We start from the raw sequence: 17,720 nt of genomic DNA on the forward strand, positions 1-17,720 counted from the left end.
GAAGTCTTATTTGATTTCGATCAATGAACGCGAAAACGGCCGGTTCGACGCCTGTCGAACCGGCCGTTTGTTTCGTTTTTCGGTTATTCCGCGGCGAGCGGCGAGTGATGCACCACGCTGAACGGCTTTCGCCCGCCGTTTTTCTTCTCCAGCGTCTCGATGCGCTTTTCGAGATCGGCGACCTCGCGGCTGGTCCGGTCGGCAAGGCGGGTCAGCGCTTCCGGCTCCATGGCCAGCAGTTCATCGTCCTTCCGGCCGACGAAGCGGCCGAAGAGCCAGCCGAGCAGGCGGGACAGGTCGTCCATGATGAGGAAGAAAGACGGCACGACGACGAGCGAGAGGACCGTGGAGACGATGATGCCGCCGATGACGGCGATCGCCATGGGCGAGCGGAAGGAGCCGCCTTCCCCGACGCCGAGCGCCGAGGGCAGCATGCCGGCCGACATGGCGATGGAGGTCATGACGATGGGGCGGGCGCGCTTGCGGCCGGCCTCGATCATCGCCTCCACCCGCTCCATGCCGTGATGCATCATCTCTATGGCGAAGTCGACGAGCAGGATGGCGTTCTTCGTCACGATGCCCATCAGCATGAGGATGCCGATGAGGACGGGCATGGAAAGCGCGTTCTGCGTCAGGATGAGGCCGGCGGCCACGCCGCCGATGGCGAGCGGCAGCGACAGGAGGATGGTGAAGGGCTGGATGACGTCCTTGAAGAGCAGGATCAGCACCATCAGCACGAGCAAAAGGCCGAGCAGCATGGCATTGCCGAAGGACTGCTGCATCTCCGCCTGGATCTCGGCGTCGCCGCTCTCGGCGAACTGCACGGTCGGCGGCATGTCGATGCTGTTCGCGATCTCCTTGAAGCGGGCGGTGGCCGTGTCCAGCGCCACGCCCGGCTTGAGGTCGGAGCCGATGGAGACGACACGGTTGCGATTGTGCCGCTTCACCGAGCTCGGGCCTTCCGAATAATCGATGTCGGCGATGCTCGACAGCGGCACGAGCTGGCCGCCCGCCGTCTGGATCTTCAGGTTGCGGATGGCCGCAAGGTCGGCGCGGAAATCGCGGTCGACCTGCACGCGGATCGGGATCAGGCGATCGTCCAGCGAGACCTTGCTGAGCTGGGAATCGATGTCGCCGATGGTGGCGACGCGCACGATCTCGGAGATCTGCGCCGTGGTGATGCCGAGGCGGGCCATCCGCTCGTCGCGCGGGCGGATCTGCAGCTCCGGCCGCGGCAACGAGCCCTCGGAGCTGACATTGGCCAGCACCGGATCGGCGCGCAGCTTCGATTCCAGCACGGCGACGGTGTTGTTGAGGTCCGCCTCGTCGTTGGAGAGCAGGTTGAAGGCGAGGTCGCGTTCGCCGCGGTCGTTGAGCTTGATGATGCGCACGTCCGGAATGTCGCGCAGGCCGGCGAAGATCTCCCGCTCGATATCCCATTGCGGGCGCAGGCGGCCCTTCGCCTCGATCTTCGGCAGATAGGCGCCGATGACCGGAATGCGGCCGAGGACGTCGTTCAAGAGCTTGTGGGTCAGCGAATGTTCGAGCTTGTCGAGGATAACGGTCACCGAGGCGCGGCGCAGTTCGAGGTCGCCCTTCGGCGAGGAGCCGCCGAGCACGAAGACGCTTTCCACGCCGTCGATGTCCTTGACCCGATCGTAGATCTGCGTGGTGGTGCGGTCGGTATCGTCGAGCATCGCATCCGGCGGCAGCTCGACGGACAGCACGATGCGGGACGCATCCTCCGGCGGCAGGAAGCTGCCGGGCACGGTGAAGAGCAGCATGACCGAGGCGATGAGGAAGGCGAAGGCGGCAAGGAGCGTCGCATAGCGGGCATACCATTTGCGCGTCGTCTTGCCGACGAGCCAGGTATAGCCCCGCATGAAGGCGCTTTCCTTCTCCTCGCCGTGGCCGTCGGCGTCGCCCGAGCGCATGAGATAGGCCGCCATGACCGGCGTGATGAGGCGGGCGACCGCAAGGGAGAAGAACACGGCCACCGCGACCGTCAGGCCGAACTGGATGAAGTACTGGCCCGGAATGCCCGGCATAAAGGAGACCGGCACGAAGACCGCGATGATGGTGAAGGTCGTCGCGATGACGGCGAGGCCGATTTCGTCGGCGGCCTCGATCGCCGCCCGGTAGGGCGTCTTGCCCATGCGGATATGTCGGGCGATGTTCTCGATCTCCACGATCGCGTCGTCGACGAGGATGCCGGTCGCCAGCGTCAGCGCCAGGAAGGAGACGAGGTTCAGCGAGAAGCCGAGCATGTCCATGACGAAGAAGGTGGGGATCGCCGAGAGCGGCAGCGCGACGGCCGAGATCAGCGTCGCCCGCCAGTTGCGCAGGAACAGCAGGACGACGGCGACGGCGAGGAGGGCGCCCTCCAGCAGCGTATGCAGCGCCGCCTCATAATTGCCGTAGGTGAAGTAGACGGCGTCGTCGACCAGCTGGATCGAGACGTCGGGATATTGCGCGCGCACCGTTTCGAGCGACTTGGCGACGGATTCGGCGACCGTGACCTCGCTCGCCCCCTTGGAGCGGAAGACGGCGAAGGTGACGACCGGATTGCCGTTGAAGCGCGAGAAGGAGCGCGGCTCCTCGTAGGTGTCGGTGACCGTGCCGAGCTCGGAAAGCCGCACGAAGCGACCGTTCGACAGGGCAATCATCGTGCCGTTGAGCTTCTCGACGGAGCGGGCGTCGCCCAGCGTACGGATCGCCTGCTCGGCGCCGGCGACCTGGCCGCGGCCCGAGCCGACATCGGCGTTCATGCTGCGGATCTGCCGGTTGACGTCGGCGGCGGAAATGCCGAAGGAATCGAGCTTGTCCGGATTGAGGGCGATGCGCACCTCGCGGTCGGCGCCGCCGAAGCGGTCGATCTTGCCGATGCCCGGCCGGCCCTGCAGGGCGCGTTTGACCTTGTCGTCGACGAACCAGGACAATTCCTCGAGCGTCATGTTGGGCGAGGAGACGGCGAAGCTCTGGATCGCCTGGCCTTCGACGTCGATCTTGGTGACGACGGGTTCTTCCACCGAGGCCGGCAGGTCGCTGCGGATGCGGTCGATCGCATCCTTGACGTCCTGCAGCGCCTGGTTGGTCGGCTTCTCGATCTCGAAGAGCACCGAGGTGACGGAACTGCCGTCGGTGACGGTCGACATGATGTCGTCGACACCCTCGATGCCGGCGACCGCGTCCTCGATCTCCTTGGTGACCTGGACTTCCAGCTCGGCCGGGGCCGCGCCGCTCTGTTCCACGGTGACGGCGACGAGGGGGACGTCGATATTGGGGAAGCGCGTGATCGGCAGGGCATAGAAGGACTGGATGCCGACATACATCAGCAGGAAGAATGCGAGCAGCGGCGCAATCGGATTGCGAATGGACCAAGCTGAAAAATTCATGTCCCCAAAGTCCTCGGTAAGAGACCAGACGTTTGCGTATGTTGCCGTGCCGTTCCGGGCGAAAACCCAGGCGCGCCAGCGCGGGTCCTCTCCGGGATATTGCTTTGCCGCAGTGTCAGGCGCCGCAGCGCCCTCTTCTCGTCATTTCGTGGCCGATGCCTGCTGGGCATGGACGGGGTTGACCCGGTCGCCGTCGCGCACATAGGCGCCGGCCTTGGCGACCACCTCGTCGCCGGCCGCAAGGCCGCTGACGATCTCGATCCCCTGGCCGTCCTGGATGCCGGTCTCGACCGGCACCAGCCTGACCACGCCGTTCTCGACCTTGCGGGCGACCGTCTTGCCGTTCGCCGTCGTGATCGCGGAAAGCGGCAGAACGATGCCCTCTTTCTCCTCGACGACGATTTCCGCGCTCGCGAACATGCCGGCGCGCGCCTTGCCGGGCTCGTCGAAGCGGATGTAGACGTGGCCGAGGCGGCTTGCCGGATCGAGCGTCGGTTCGACGAGGCGGATGGTGCCCGTGAGGCTGGCGGCTCCGCCGGCAAGCGTCACGGTCGCCTTCTGGCCCGGTGCGAGCTTGAGGATGCCGTCCTCGGAAACGTCGGCCTTCAGCTCGATCTCGCCGTCGCGGATGACGGTGAAGAGCGGGGCCGCGCTGCCGGTGGCGATGGCGCCGATCTTGGCCGTGCGGGCCGAGACGATGCCGGCGACCGGCGATTTCACCGCGGTGCGGGCAAGCCGCAGGTCGGTGTCGTCGATCTGCGACTGGGCGACCTTGATATCGGCCTCGGAGACGGCGATGGCCTGTTCGGCGGACTTGACGCGGGCGAGCGCCGTGTCCGCGGCGGCGACGGCCTGGTCGACGGCGGCCTGCGACTGCGAGCCGGACTTGACGAGCCGCTGGGCCCGGTCCCGGGCCCGCACGGCCTCGTCGGCATTGGCCTGCGCCTCGACAAGCTGGGCGCGGATCTGGGCGAGGGCGGCGTTCGCCTTGGCAAGCGAGGCCTCGGTCTGGCTCTTCTCCAGGACGAGCGCATCGTCGTTCAGCGTGGCGAGCGTGCCGCCCGCCTCGACCCGGTCGCCGACATCGGCGGCAAGGGTGCGGATGGAAAGGCCCTCGACGAGCGGCGTGACGTAGACGTCCTCGACCGCCTGGACCGAACCGGTCGCAAGCACCCGGTCGACGAGGGTGCGCGTTTCGGCGGCGATGACGACGATCGCCGGAAGGTTCTGGGCCTGCTGCCTGTCGGCGTCACCCTCGGCCGGATCGGCGGCGAAGGCGAAAAGCGGCGTCATCGCCAAAAATGTCGCGGCGGAAAAAGAGAGGACTTTCCTGCGTCCAGAAGCCATAGGCCGAACTTTCCCAAAAGCATGACTTTATGATCGTGGTCCGGGCCCTGTTTTCGAGGTTCTTGCCGGACCCTATTCCCTGAGCATCGTGGCGGACACGGAACGGCTCCCCAGCTCCTCCACTCCCACCGTGCGGTCTATGTAATCGGCGCGCCTTGCCCTTACAAGAGGCAACGAAATGGTGCCTCATTATTTTATGCGTTTGGCATTTCGATGGCAATCGCGGCAGGCTGTCGCAGGCCGCCGCGGTTTTTCACCGTCACAAAACGAAACGTGCGGGGCTTTGGACCCCGCACGTCGCGTCATCGACGGAAGGGCTGTTATTTCAGCGCTTCGTCGGTGATCTCATGCGTCCAGGCGCCTTCCGGCTCCTTGGAAATGACCGGGTCGGAGCCGCCGGCGAGCAGCGAGGCGACGGTGCGCTTGTAGTCCGCCTCGTCGAGCGCGCCGTTGGAGCCGGCGGTCAGCTTGGCGATCTCGCCCATCATGCGCTTCTGGTGCGCCTCGGTCTGCGCGCCGGTCGAATCGTTTTCGAGAACGATCTCTGCGGCTTCGTCCGGGTTCTCCTCGGCGTATTTCCAGCCCTTCATGGAGGCGCGCACGAACTTGACCATCTTCTCCTTGAAGGCCGGGTCCTTGAGCTTGTCTTCCAGCACGTAGAGGCCGTCCTCCAGCGTCGCGACGCCCTGGTCCTCATATTTGAAGGTGACGAGGTCCTCCGGCTTGATGCCGGCATCGAGCACTTGGCCGTATTCGTTGTAGGTCATGGTGGAGATGCAGGCGGCCTGCTTCTGGATCAGCGGATCGACGTTGAAGCCCTGCTTCAGCACGGTCACGCCGTCCGGCCCGCCGTCGGTCGGGATCTTCAGGTGGCTCATCCAGGAGAGGAACGGATATTCGTTGCCGAAGAACCAGACGCCGAGCGTCTTGCCCTTGAAGTTCTCCGGGCCGGTGACGCCCGATTCCTTCAGACAGGTCAGCATCATGCCCGAGGACTTGAAGGGCTGGGCGATGTTGACGAGCGGCACGCCCTTTTCGCGGGTGGCAAGGGCGGACGGCATCCAGTCGACGATGACATCCGCGCCGCCGCCGGCGATCACCTGAGCGGGGGCGATATCGGGGCCGCCCGGCTTGATCTCGACGTCGAGGCCTTCCTCCTCGTAGAACCCCTTGTCCTTCGCGACATAGTAGCCGCCGAACTGGGCCTGGGTCACCCATTTGAGTTGCAGCGTCACCTTGTCGGCGGCCTCTGACTGGAACGCGGCAAGCGAGAAGGCGCTTGCCAAAAGGAGCGATGCGATCTTCGTTTTCATGTCAGTTCCCTCTTTTCTTTATTTTACGCCTGTCCACCGCGGACAGACGGATGCCAGAACGTGACGACCCGCTCGATGAGCGCGACGATCCCGTAGAAGACGGAGCCAGCCACCGCGGCGACCGCGATCTCGGCCCAGACCATGTCGACATTCATGCGGCCCACTTCCGTGGAGATCCGGAAACCCATGCCGACAATGGGCGTTCCGAAGAATTCGGCGACGATCGCGCCGATCAGCGCAAGCGTCGAGTTGATCTTGAGCGCGTTGAAGATGAAAGGCCAGGCGGCGGGAAGGCGCAGCTTGACGAGGGTCTGGAACCAGTCGGCGGCATAGGTGCGCATCAGGTCGCGCTCCATGTGGCTCGTCGCGGCAAGGCCCGAGACGGTGTTCACCAGCATGGGGAAGAAGGTCATGATGACGACGACGGCGACCTTCGATTGCCAGTCAAAGCCGAACCACATGACCATGATGGGCGCAACGCCGATGACCGGCAGCGCCGAGACGAAGTTGCCGAGCGGCAGGAGCCCCTTCTGCAGGAAGGGCGAGCGGTCGATGAGGATCGCGACGGTAAAGCCGAGGCCGCAGCCGAGCGCATAGCCGACCAGCACGGATTTGAGGAATGTCTGGCGAAAATCCACCCAGAGCGTCGGAACCGAATTGATGAGCCGCGTCCAGATCATGCTCGGTGGCGGCAGCAGGACGGAAGGGACGTTGAAGCCCCTGACGATGCCTTCCCACAGGACGAGGATGGTGATGCCGAAGACCAGCGGCACGGCGAGGCGGGCGGCCCGGTCCGCGGCGGGACTCGCGAATTTCCGGCGCACGAGCCATTCGTTGAAGGCCCAGGCGGCGAGCCAGAAGGCGACGGCGGCGATGAGGACGGTGTAGGTCATGCCCGCGCCCCCATGCGCTTGAGGACGAGGCCGTGGGCGAAGCCGACCACGACGACGAGCAGCGCCGCCACCGCCGCGGCCATGAACAGCGCCGCCCAGATCTGCACCGTCTGGCCGTAATAGGAGCCGGCGAGCAGGCGCGCGCCGAGGCCGGCGACGGCGCCGGTCGGCAGTTCCCCGACGATGGCGCCGACCAGCGAGATGGCGATCGCCACCTTCAGCGAGGTGAAGAGATAGGGCATGGAGGCGGGCCAGCGCAGCTTCCAGAAGGTCTGCGCGGCGGAGGCGTTGTAGGTGTGCATCAGGTCGAGCTGGATCTGCTCGGGGCTGCGCAGGCCCTTCACCATGCCGACGACGATGGGGAAGAAGGAGAGGTAGGTCGAGATCAGCGCCTTGGGCATCAGGCCGGAAATGCCGACGGCGTTCAGGACAACGATGATCATCGGCGCGATGGCGAGGATGGGGATCGTCTGGCTGGCGATGACCCAGGGCATCAGCGAACGGTCCATCGCCCTGTTGTGGACGATGGCGATGGCCAGCAGGATGCCGAGCACGGCGCCCATGGCAAAGCCGAGCAGCGTCGCCGAAAGCGTGATCCATGAATGATAGACGAGGCTGCGCTTGGAGGTGACGGCCTTGTTGACGGTCGTGTCCCAGAGTTCGGCGATGACCTGGTGCGGCGCCGGCAGCACCGGCCGCTCCTGCGCCATGGTCTTCGGCAGCAGCTCCATGAAGCCGATCGTCCCGCCCGCGCGCGCCGCCTGGTCGCGCTCGAAAGGGGCGTTGAGCACAACGACGAAGACGTACCAGAGGGTGACGAGCGCGAGCAGCACGGTGCCGATCGGCAGCAGGCGGTCGCGAAGGAAGCTGGCCTCACCCATGGCTCAGTTCCTCGCCGGGGAGGGCAGCAGCATCAGCCCCATCGCCAGCATGCCGAGGGCGACGCCGGCAAGCTGCATGCCGCTAAGCCGTTCGCCGAAGAACAGGAAGGCGATGATGTTGATCAGCAGCAGCTGGGTGACGGCGGAAAGCGAAATGGCAATGCCGAGCCCGCCCTCGCGCATCAGCCTCAGCATCATCAGGTTGCCGACGACATAGAGCGCCAGCGAGAACAGGAGATAGAGGATGTTCGTGGTGCCGATATAGGCACGCGAAGCGGTCGCCGCGCTGATGAACACGGCCGTCGCGCCGAAGAGCCAGAGCACATAGGAGAGCTTCATCAGGCGTGCTCCTCATAGCTGTGTCCCGCGCGCAGCCCCTCGCGCACCCGGTGGGCGATTTCGAGGAATTCGGGGGTTTCGCGGATGCCGAGCGGGCGCTCCTTCGGCAGGGGCGATTCGATCACGTCGGTGACGCGGCCGGGGCGGGGGCTCATGACGACGATCTTCGTCGAGAGATAGACGGCCTCGGGGATCGAGTGGGTGACGAAGCAGATCGTCTTCTCGGTGGCGGCCCACAGTTTCAGCAGTTGTTCGTTGAGATGGTCGCGCACGATCTCGTCGAGCGCGCCGAAGGGTTCGTCCATCAGGAGAAGATCGGCGTCGAAGGCGAGCGCCCGGGCGATCGAGGCGCGCTGCTGCATGCCGCCGGAAAGCTGCCAGGGATATTTCTTGCCGAAGCCCGACAGGTTGACGAGATCGAGCGTGCGCTCGATGCGCGCCTTCTGGTCAGCCCTGGAATAGCCCATGATCTCCAGCGGCAGGGCGATGTTCTTCTCGATCGTGCGCCAGGGATAGAGCGCGGCCGCCTGGAAGACATAGCCATAGGCGCGGCGCCTGCGGGCTTCTTCGGGCGAGAGCCCGTTGACGGTGATCGCGCCGGAGGTCGGTTTTTCGAGATCGGCGATGACGCGCAGGAAGGTCGTCTTGCCGCAGCCCGAAGGGCCGATGAAGGAGACGAAGTCGCCTTTTTCGACATTGAGATCGACGCCGGTCAGCGCCGTCACCGGGCCGTCGGCGGTCTGGAAGGTCAGGCCGAGGCCCTTTGCGGAAACGACGGTGCTGGAAGGCGTGGCATGGGGCATGGCGGTCATCTTTCGGCGCGGGTTGCGGCAGACTGCATGTCCATTCCCAGCATTGCAATCGGCATTGTCTGCGGTATCACTTCGGGCACGGAATTCTCACGCTGGAACCGGGGGGCGAGACGATGGCGGTGGTGCCGGTTTAGCGGGCGGGGGAACGCACCCTTCACGTCTTGCACCGCATCAGCGGCCCCCAGCGCGTGCCGTCCGGAAAGCTCACGGTGTAGCCGCCGCTCTCCGGTGTCAGCGTCAGTTCGTGCGGCGTGGTCTCCTCGTATCCCTCCTCGTGGCATTCGGCGGCGACCGTCGTCGCGTTCCCGGCCGGACGGCCTTCGCCCTTGAATTCGCAAGAGGCGGCGGCGGTGGTGACGCCATCCTTGTTCAACAGGAAGAAGAAATCGGCGCCGGAGGTGTCGCCCGACTCCGCATAGCGACAGCCTTCCGTGTCGCCATAGCTGCCGTCGACGAGATCGGCTGCCCCCGCGGGACCTGCGAGGGCGATGCCGAGGAGAAGGGCGAGGCGGCCGGTATGGATCATACGCCGCTCGCCGGAATGCCGCTGCGCTCCACCTTGCGCGGCGCGGTGATCTCCTTCCAGGTCGACAGCGCCTTGTTGACAGCCGTGAACGGCTCGCGCTTGACGAACTGGCCGTGGCCCTCGCGGGTTTTTACCGTGCTCTCCTCGATGGCGACGACGCCGCGCGTCAGCGTGTAGCGCGGCAGGCCCACCACCTCCTTGCCCTCGAAGACGTTGTAGTCGATCGAAGACTGCTGGTTCTTCGCCGAGATGGTTTTCGAGCGCTTGGGATCCCACACGACGATATCCGCATCCGCGCCGACGAGGATGGCGCCCTTCCGCGGATAGACGTTGAGGATCTTGGCGATGTTGGTGGAGGTGACGGCGACGAACTCGTTCATGGTGAGCCGGCCGGTATTGACGCCGTTGGTCCAGAGCATCGGCATGCGGTCCTCAAGGCCCCCGGTGCCGTTCGGGATTTTCCGGAAATCGCCGGCGCCGGTGCGCTTCTGATCGGTCGTGAAGGCGCAGTGGTCGGTCGCCACCACCTGCAGCGAGCCGCTCGCAAGGCCGGCCCAGAGCGAATCCTGGTGCTGCCTGTTGCGGAAGGGCGGGCTCATGACGCGGCGGGCGGCGTGGTCCCAATCCTTGTTGAAATATTCGCTCTCGTCGAGCGTCAGGTGCTGGATCAACGGCTCGCCGTAGACGCGCATGCCGTTCTGCCGGGCGCGGCGGATGGCCTCGTGCGCCTGCTCGCAGGAGGTATGCACGACATAGAGCGGCGCGCCCGCCATGTCGGCGATGATGATGGCGCGGTTCGTCGCCTCGCCCTCGACGGAGGGTGGGCGGGAATAGGCATGGCCTTCGGGGCCGTCATTGCCCTCATCCATCAGCTTCTGCTGCATGGCGGCGACGACGTCGCCGTTTTCCGCATGGACCAGCGGCAGCGCACCGAGCGCGGCGCAGCGCTGGAACGAGGCGAACATCTCGTCGTCGTTCACCATCAACGCGCCCTTGTAGGCCATGAAATGCTTGAAGGTGTTGATGCCTTTCTCCTCGACGATCGCCTTCATCTCGTCGAAGACCTGCTCGCCCCACCAGGTCACGGACATGTGGAAGGAATAGTCGCAATTGGCGCGGGTCGACTTGTTGTCCCAGCGCTTCAGCGCGTCGAGCAGCGACTGGCCCGGATCGGGCAGGCAGAAATCCACCACCATGGTCGTGCCGCCGGCAAGGCCGGCGCGCGTGCCGCTCTCGAAATCGTCGGCCGAATAGGTGCCCATGAAGGGCATTTCGAGATGCACATGCGGATCGATGCCGCCCGGCATGACGTAACAGCCCGCCGCGTCCAGCACCTCGTCGCCGGAAAGGTCCGGCCCGATCTCCACGATCTTCCCGCCCTCGACCTTGACGTCCGCCTTGTGGGTGAGGTCGGCGGTGACAATGGTTCCGCCCTTGATGACTGTGCTCATGTTGGTCCGTTCCCTGTCTCGATTTGTGGTGGCGCGCAAAGCGCGAAACCGCCCGGCGGGCCGGGCGGCAGACGGTCACTCGGCGATGCCGGCAGTCTCGATCACCGCATGGAGCAGCACGTCCGCGCCCGCGGCGGCCCATTCTTTCGAGATGTCTTCCGCCTCGTTGTGCGACAGGCCGTTAACGCAGGGGCACATGATCATCGTGGCGGGGGCGACTTTTGCCGCCCAGCAGGCGTCGTGGCCGGCGCCGGAGATGAGGTTCATGTGGCTGTAGCCGAGGTCCTCGGCGGCCTTGCGCACGGCGGCGACGAGCGTCGGGTCGAAGGTGACGGGGTCGAAGTGACCGACCGCCTCGACGGAACAGCCGACGCCCAGCGCCTCGCAGATTTTTGGCGCTTCCGCCTCGATGCGGGCACGCATGCCGTCGAGCTTCTTCTGGTCCGGCGAGCGGATGTCGACGGTGAAGACGACCTTGCCGGGCAGCACGTTGCGCGAGTTCGGCGAGAAGAACACCTGGCCGACGCCGCCGACGGCGCCCGGCTGGTTCTCCATGGCGACGGCCTGCACCATTTCGAGGATGCGGGCCATGGCGAGGCCGGCATTGACGCGCATGTCCATCGGCGTCGAGCCGGTATGCGCCTCGCGGCCGGTCAGCGTGAATTCCAGCCACCACAGGCCCTGACAGTGGGTGACGACGCCGATGTCCTTCTTTTCCGCCTCCAGGATCGGGCCCTGCTCGATATGGTACTCGAAATAGGCGTGCATCTTTCGCGCGCCGACCTCTTCGTCGCCCACCCAGCCGATGCGTTTCAACTCGTCGCCGAAGGCCTTGCCCTCGGGATCCTTGCGGGCATAGGCGTAGTCCTGCGTGTGCACGCCGGCGAAGACGCCGGAGGCCAGCATGGCGGGGGCGAAGCGCGCGCCTTCCTCGTTCGTCCAGTTGGTGACGACGATCGGGTGTTTGGTGCGGATGCCGAGGTCGTCGAGCGAGCGCACGACCTCAAGGCCGGCCAGAACGCCGAGCACGCCGTCATATTTGCCGCCGGTCGGCTGGGTGTCGAGATGCGAGCCGATATAGACGGGCAGGGCGTCGGGATCGGTGCCCGCGCGCGTCATGAACATGTTGCCCATCGTGTCGACGCCCATGCTGAGCCCCGCGCCGTCGCACCAGGCCTGGAACAGGCGGCGGCCCTGCGCGTCGGCGTCGGTCAGCGTCTGGCGGTTGTTGCCGCCGGCGATGCCGGGGCCGATCTTCGCCATGTCCATGAGGGAATCCCACAGGCGGTCCGCGTTGACGCGCATGTTCTCGCCGGGTGCGGCCATGTCTATGCTCCCATTCGTCGGGCTTTTGCAGCCCCATTTTCGTTCCCGCCGGCTGGCGGCGCCGTTGTTGTTTTGCGCCTTCCGATCAGCAGTTGCCTTTGGGCGATAACTGACTGATAATTTGACCGGTTGGTAAACATTACAGCTTCCGTTGCGGCACTCAAGCCGAAAAACCAAAAACTTGGGCTGCGCCGAAGAAAATGGCGGCTGGTAAAACTGGTGGATTTGGCGGCACTTTTCCGGGCGACGGGAGGGGCCGAGGGGGCACGATGGCATTACCAAGGGCGGCGAGGACACAGCGGCGCACGCGCATCCAGGAGGCGAAGGAGGAGCAGATCCTCGAGGCGGCGCTGGAGGTCTTCTCCCTGCACGGGTTCCGGGGCGCCACCGTCGACCAGATCGCCGAGGTGGCGGGCATGTCCAAGCCGAACCTGCTCTACTATTTCCGCACCAAGGAGGCGATGCACCGGGCGCTGATCACCCGGGTGCTCGACACCTGGCTCGACCCGTTGCGCGAATTCGACGCGGAGGGCAATCCGGTCTCGGAGATCCGCAGCTACATCCGGCGCAAGCTGGAAATGGCGCGCGATTTTCCGCGTGAGAGCCGGCTGTTCGCCAACGAGATCCTGCAGGGGGCGCCGAATATCGAGGACGAGCTGAAGGGGCCGCTGAAATCGCTCGTCGACGAGAAGGCGGAGGTCATCCGCACCTGGGCGAAGGCGGGCAAGATCGCCAGATGCGACCCGTACCATCTCATCTTCTCCATCTGGTCCACCACGCAGCACTATGCCGACTTCGACGTGCAGGTGCGCGCCGTGCTGGGGCAGAACCAGGCCGGCGAGGGCCGGTTCGAGGATGCGGCGCGCTTCCTCGAACAACTCTTCCTCACCGGTCTCAACATCAGCGAGCAGACGGCGTAGGTTTCGTCTTGGCCGGCTCCGCCTTGGGCTGGCCGAACAGGCCGGCCGCGATCTGCTCGCGTTCGCGCCACAGCGCCGGCAGCGCCAGGAGCGCGATGCAGACGACGGCGATCGACGTCTTGGTGAGCTGCGACAGCTCCGGCGTGCGCCCGTCCGCATAGTAGACCGCGTAGACGATGGCGACGTGCCAGACATAGACCTGCAGCGAATGGCGGCCGAGCAGGCGCAGGAAGCGCAGGGTGAACACGCCGGTGACGACATCCGCGAGCTTGCGGACCCACAGGTTGTGGTGCCTCGGGCCGGCGATCAGTAGCCAGGCGAGGCCGGTGGCGACGGCTGCGAAATTCAGCAGGTAGACCGGGCCGAAATCGGCGCGGATCTCCATGGTCGCGAACTTGTCGAGCACGGATTGCGGCAGGAGGTCCCAGGCCGTGACGATGCGCAGCGGCAGGAAGAACAGGCAGATGGCGAGCGCGGCCTTCGGCAATAGCGTCTTCTCCGGGGAGAAGATGCGGTTCCAGTCCACCTTGTCCTGCGCGGTCAGGACGCCGATGACGAGCGCTGAGAAGAAGACGATCTGCCAGCCGAGCATGTTGAAGCTGGCGCGGATGCCCTGGCCGTCGGTGCCGGTGAAGAGCGTGTTCAGGGGATCGGTGACGAAGCGCTGCAGGCCGAGCTGCGCGGCCATCCAGACGATGAGGGAGCCGGCCAGCACCTGCACCCATTTGCCCTTCAGGCAGAGCCGGACGAGCGGCGGGGCGAACAGCATGTAGACGATGTATTGCGGCAGGATGTCCATGAAGGTGGGCTGGAAGAGGAAGGTGGCGATCGCCGCCAGCCGCAGCGGCGCGTCGAAATTCGTATAGCCGAGCCAGTTGTACCAGAGCCGGTAGGCATCGGGCAGGAACATCTGCACCACCAGCACCGCCATGACCGTGCCCATGGCATAGCGGTAGAGCTCGAAGGCGCGGTTGCGGATGAGCTGGCGGCCGGTGTCATAGCCGTATTTCAGCATCTTGCGGGCATAGACCATGCCGATGAGCATGCCGGAGAGGAACACGAAGCCCTGGGCGTCCTCCACGAAGGCGAACTGGCGATGGTTCACTTCCATCATCCAGTAGCCGCCGACAAAGACGAGGTGGTTGATCAGCATGAAGACGAGGAAATAGCCCCGCATGCCGTCGATGATCTCAAATCGCTTCAATATATGCGCTCCGTCGATACTCAAGGTGCGCCCCAACGGGTCGACAACGCATGAGACCGCGGATCGTTCCCGGAAAAAATCAATCCGGCAGCAGCGCCATTAGCGCAAGGCCACAGGCGGTGACGAGGGCGCCGGCCAGAACCGGCAGGCTCGCCCAGCCATGGCCGAGCATGCCTTCGAGCAGGATGATGAAGCTCGGCGTCAGGTAGCCGTAGCCGAGCAGCTTGGAGGCGGGCAGGCGCATGGAGGCATATTGCAGGAGCAGGAACGTGCCGGCCGTGGTGACGACGGCAAGATAGGTGACGGCGGCATAGACGGCGAAGGGCAGGGCGGAGAAATCCGTCTCGACGAGGCCGCGGATGCCGGGCGGCACCAGCCAGAGCGTCGCGCCGACCGTCACCCAGAAGCCGAAGCCGACGGCCGGTTCGCCCCGGTCGAAGCGGCGGATCAGCGGCACGTAGAGGGCATGGCAGACGACGCCGATGAAGAAGATCATCTCGCCGGCGCCGACATCGAAGGCGAGGATGGCCGCGATATCGCCGCGGAAGATCACCCAGACGGCGCCGGCGGCGGCGATCACGAGGCCGGCGAGCACGCCCGGCCGCGTCCTCTGGCCGAGGATCGGCAGCGCGAAGCCGGCGCTCAAGAGCGGCATCAGCGTGAAGACCGCGCCGGTGGCGACGGGGCTGGTGAATTCCAGCGCCATGAACATGGTGAGCATGTAGATGGCGATCAGCCCGCCGAGCAGCAGGAAGCGCCAGGCCTGTTTCGGCAGGGTCATCGGGACCTTGAAGGCGCCGAAGGTGAGCGCCGCCATGACGGCGACGGTCAGGATATAGCGCCAGAGCATCAGCGGCTCGGCCTCCATATGGCGCGTCGCAAGGCCGCCGAAGGAGAAGGAACCGGCGATCAGCACCGCGAAGAGCAGCATGGCGAGGTGCCCGTTCAGCTTTTCGCGGCCTTTCGCGTGAACGGAGTGGCCCGCGCGGGCCGGCATACGCTTCGTCAAGAAAATCACCCTATTGTGTGCGGCGCGGTATGCTCATAGAGCAATTCCGGCAGGCTTGCGTAGCGATTTCGCATCCGCAACCGCGAAAAATCGGGGTACATCGCTCCCACAGGAAAGCCGCAATCGCCGCCCATAGGCCGGCGGCACGCGAGAGGACTTTGCATGACGACGGCCATCGGCTTCAAGGATACGGACCGCAAGACGAGCGAGCTGCTCGAGGACATCATCCAGTCGATCAGGGGCGAGCACATCACGCTGCGCGACCTGCTCGCGATGATGGGCGAAAGCGGCCTGCTCCTGCTCTGCGCCTTCCTGTCGCTGCCCTTCCTGTTCCCCGTCTCGATCCCCGGCGTCTCGACGGTCTTCGGCGCCGGCATCGTGCTGATCAGCGCGGCGATCACGTTCAACCGGCTGCCCTGGCTGCCGGGCAAGGTGGCCGACCGGCGGCTCGACAGCGGCAAGCTCAGGCCCGTCCTGGAGCGTGGCGTGACGTTCCTGCGCAAGTTCGACCGGTTCTTCAAGCCGCGCCTGACGGGGCTCACCACCGGGGCCGTGGTGAACCGGGTCAACGGGCTGGTGCTGATGGGGGCTGGGGTCCTGCTCATGGCGCCGCTCGGGCTCATTCCCTTCTCCAACACGTTGCCCGGCGTCGCCATCCTCCTGCTCGCCGCCGGCATTTCGCAGAGGGACGGGCTGGTGGTGCTGGCGGGATACGGCATGGTGGTGCTGACGATCGTCTATTTCGCCGCGCTGGCGTTTCTGGCCTATAGCGCGGGGCAGAGTTTCCATTTCTTCGGGTGAGATGTCGCCAAGCGTTCCGACCCCGTTGCGATAGTCGCGAACACCTCTCCTCCGTCATCCTCGGACTTGACCCGAGGATGACGGAGGAGAGGGCGGCGCATGACGAAGGCGCGTGACGAATGAGGATGATCACAATGTGGAGGTGAAAAGGCCGGGCAAAAACCCGGCCTCTCGTCTACTCCGCCGCCTGCCGCGCCGCGGGGTTGTTCGGATGCGTCGTCCAGTTGGCGTAGTTCGGGTCGACCGGCTTGCCGGTGCGCTGGTCGAGGACGCCGGGTTCGAGGCCCACCATGGTGATGCAGTTCTCCACCGGGCAGACGTTGACGCAGAGGTTGCAGCCGACGCATTCGTCCTCCATCACCTCGAAATGCCGGACGCCGTCGACGAACTGCGTAATCGCCTGGTGCGAGGTGTCCTCGCAGGCGATGTGGCAGCGTCCGCACTTGATGCAGGCGTCCTGGTCGATATGGGCTTTGGCGATGTAGTTGAGGTTGAGATACTGCCAGTCCGTGACGTTGGGCACCGCGCGGGCGATGATGTCGTCGAGGGTTCGGTGGCCCTTGGCGTCCATCCAGCTCGAAAGTCCGGTGATCATCTCCTGCACGATCTTGAAGCCGTAGGTCATCGCCGCCGTGCAGACCTGCACATTGCCGGCGCCGAGCGCGAGGAACTCGGCCGCGTCGCGCCAGGTGGTGATGCCGCCGATGCCCGAGATCGGCAGGCCGTAGGTTTCCGGATCGCGGGCGATCTCGGCCACCATGTTGAGCGCGATGGGTTTGACCGCCGGGCCGCAATAGCCGCCGTGGGTGCCCTTGCCGCCGACCGTCGGGTTCGGCGCGAAATTGTCGAGGTCGACGGAGACGATCGAGTTGATCGTGTTGATCAGTGACACGGCGTCCGTGCCGCCGGCCTTGGCAGCGCGCGCGGGCTTGCGGATGTCGGTGATGTTCGGCGTCAGCTTGGTGATGACGGGCATGCGGGTATACTGCTTGCACCAGCGCACGACCATTTCGATATATTCCGGCACCTGGCCGACGGCCGCGCCCATGCCGCGCTCGGACATGCCGTGCGGACAGCCGAAATTGAGCTCGATGCCGTCCGCCCCGGTCTCTTCCACCAGCGGCAGGATCGCCTTCCAGCTCTCCTCCTCGCAGGGCACCATGATCGAGGCGATCAGCGCCCGGTCCGGCCAGTTTATCTTGACCTGCTTCATCTCGCGCAGGTTGGTGTAGAGGTCGCGGTCGGTGATCAGCTCGATATTGTTGAGGCCGAGAAGCCGGCGGTCGGCGCCCCAGATCGCGCCGTAGCGCGGGCCGTTGACGTTGACGACCGGCGGGCCTTCCTCGCCGAGCGTCTTCCAGACCACGCCGCCCCAGCCCGCCTTGAAGGCGCGCTCGACATTGTAGGCCTTGTCGGTCGGCGGCGCGGAGGCGAGCCAGAACGGGTTGGGCGACCTGATGCCGACGAAATCGTTGCGAAGATCAGCCATGTCTCATCCTCCCC

15 protein-coding genes are annotated in these 17,720 nt (G+C 65.4%); 2 read left to right on the plus strand and 13 right to left on the minus strand.

The features are described from left to right. Positions 1–83: 83 nt before the first annotated feature. The 10 genes from AB3G45_RS10940 to AB3G45_RS10985 all read right to left on the minus strand — a co-directional run bounded on the left by AB3G45_RS10940 (position 84) and on the right by AB3G45_RS10985 (position 12,283). Positions 84–3,395, minus strand: a complete 3,312-nt coding sequence (locus tag AB3G45_RS10940; protein ID WP_367830574.1) for an efflux RND transporter permease subunit — start codon at positions 3,393–3,395, stop codon at positions 84–86. A gap of 141 nt (positions 3,396–3,536) precedes the next feature. Further along, the gene (locus AB3G45_RS10945) at positions 3,537–4,688 is read right to left on the minus strand and encodes an efflux RND transporter periplasmic adaptor subunit (protein WP_367830575.1); all 1,152 of its coding nucleotides are present in this window, start codon (positions 4,686–4,688) and stop codon (positions 3,537–3,539) included. A 374-nt stretch (positions 4,689–5,062) separates the two neighbouring features. Further along, positions 5,063–6,055 carry an ABC transporter substrate-binding protein gene (locus AB3G45_RS10950; protein WP_367830576.1) on the minus strand — a complete coding sequence of 331 codons (993 nt, stop codon included), beginning with the start codon at positions 6,053–6,055 and terminating at the stop codon, positions 5,063–5,065. Between the two features lie 23 nt (positions 6,056–6,078). Beyond that, positions 6,079–6,948 carry an ABC transporter permease gene (locus AB3G45_RS10955; protein WP_367830577.1) on the minus strand — a complete coding sequence of 290 codons (870 nt, stop codon included), beginning with the start codon at positions 6,946–6,948 and terminating at the stop codon, positions 6,079–6,081. Continuing rightward, positions 6,945–7,829 (minus strand): ABC transporter permease, encoded by an 885-nt coding sequence (locus AB3G45_RS10960; RefSeq protein ID WP_367830578.1) that lies wholly within the window; start codon positions 7,827–7,829, stop codon positions 6,945–6,947. The genes AB3G45_RS10955 and AB3G45_RS10960 overlap by 4 nt, the downstream gene beginning before the upstream one ends. A gap of 3 nt (positions 7,830–7,832) precedes the next feature. Beyond that, a complete protein-coding gene (locus tag AB3G45_RS10965) occupies positions 7,833–8,168 on the minus strand; it encodes a hypothetical protein (RefSeq protein ID WP_367830579.1) in 336 nt (111 codons plus the stop codon). Next, positions 8,168–8,971, minus strand: coding sequence for an ABC transporter ATP-binding protein (locus tag AB3G45_RS10970; RefSeq protein WP_367830580.1), 804 nt, complete (start codon positions 8,969–8,971; stop codon positions 8,168–8,170). The genes AB3G45_RS10965 and AB3G45_RS10970 overlap by 1 nt, the downstream gene beginning before the upstream one ends. A 163-nt stretch (positions 8,972–9,134) precedes the next feature. Next, positions 9,135–9,506, minus strand: coding sequence for a hypothetical protein (locus tag AB3G45_RS10975; protein ID WP_367830581.1), 372 nt, complete (start codon positions 9,504–9,506; stop codon positions 9,135–9,137). Beyond that, on the minus strand, positions 9,503–10,957 hold the full coding sequence (gene hydA / locus AB3G45_RS10980) for a dihydropyrimidinase (protein WP_367830582.1): 1,455 nt from the start codon (positions 10,955–10,957) through the stop codon (positions 9,503–9,505). Before hydA ends, AB3G45_RS10975 begins: the two co-directional genes overlap by 4 nt. 75 nt (positions 10,958–11,032) lie before the next feature. After that, the gene (locus AB3G45_RS10985; RefSeq protein WP_367830583.1) at positions 11,033–12,283 is read right to left on the minus strand and encodes a Zn-dependent hydrolase; all 1,251 of its coding nucleotides are present in this window, start codon (positions 12,281–12,283) and stop codon (positions 11,033–11,035) included. A gap of 269 nt (positions 12,284–12,552) precedes the next feature. Here AB3G45_RS10985 and AB3G45_RS10990 point away from each other — a divergent pair, with 269 nt between their 5' ends. Continuing rightward, the gene (locus AB3G45_RS10990; protein WP_367830584.1) at positions 12,553–13,203 is read left to right on the plus strand and encodes a TetR family transcriptional regulator C-terminal domain-containing protein; all 651 of its coding nucleotides are present in this window, start codon (positions 12,553–12,555) and stop codon (positions 13,201–13,203) included. Here the strand turns inward: AB3G45_RS10990 and AB3G45_RS10995 are convergent. Beyond that, complete coding sequence (locus AB3G45_RS10995; RefSeq protein ID WP_367830585.1) at positions 13,184–14,407, minus strand: OpgC family protein; 1,224 nt, start codon at positions 14,405–14,407, stop codon at positions 13,184–13,186. The two genes, AB3G45_RS10990 and AB3G45_RS10995, sit on opposite strands and share 20 nt — an antisense overlap. 79 nt (positions 14,408–14,486) lie before the next feature. Next, a complete protein-coding gene (locus AB3G45_RS11000) occupies positions 14,487–15,416 on the minus strand; it encodes a DMT family transporter (RefSeq protein WP_367830586.1) in 930 nt (309 codons plus the stop codon). A 162-nt stretch (positions 15,417–15,578) separates the two neighbouring features. On the opposite strand from AB3G45_RS11000, the gene AB3G45_RS11005 reads away from it, so the two are divergent. Beyond that, positions 15,579–16,217 carry an exopolysaccharide biosynthesis protein gene (locus AB3G45_RS11005; protein ID WP_367830587.1) on the plus strand — a complete coding sequence of 213 codons (639 nt, stop codon included), beginning with the start codon at positions 15,579–15,581 and terminating at the stop codon, positions 16,215–16,217. Between the two features lie 175 nt (positions 16,218–16,392). Here AB3G45_RS11005 and preA read toward each other — a convergent pair whose 3' ends face one another. After that, complete coding sequence (gene preA, locus AB3G45_RS11010; RefSeq protein WP_367830588.1) at positions 16,393–17,706, minus strand: NAD-dependent dihydropyrimidine dehydrogenase subunit PreA; 1,314 nt, start codon at positions 17,704–17,706, stop codon at positions 16,393–16,395. Positions 17,707–17,720 lie beyond the last annotated feature (14 nt).

Source organism: Shinella sp. S4-D37 (assembly GCF_040812195.1).
In the GTDB taxonomy this organism is placed as follows: Bacteria; Pseudomonadota; Alphaproteobacteria; order Rhizobiales; family Rhizobiaceae; genus Shinella.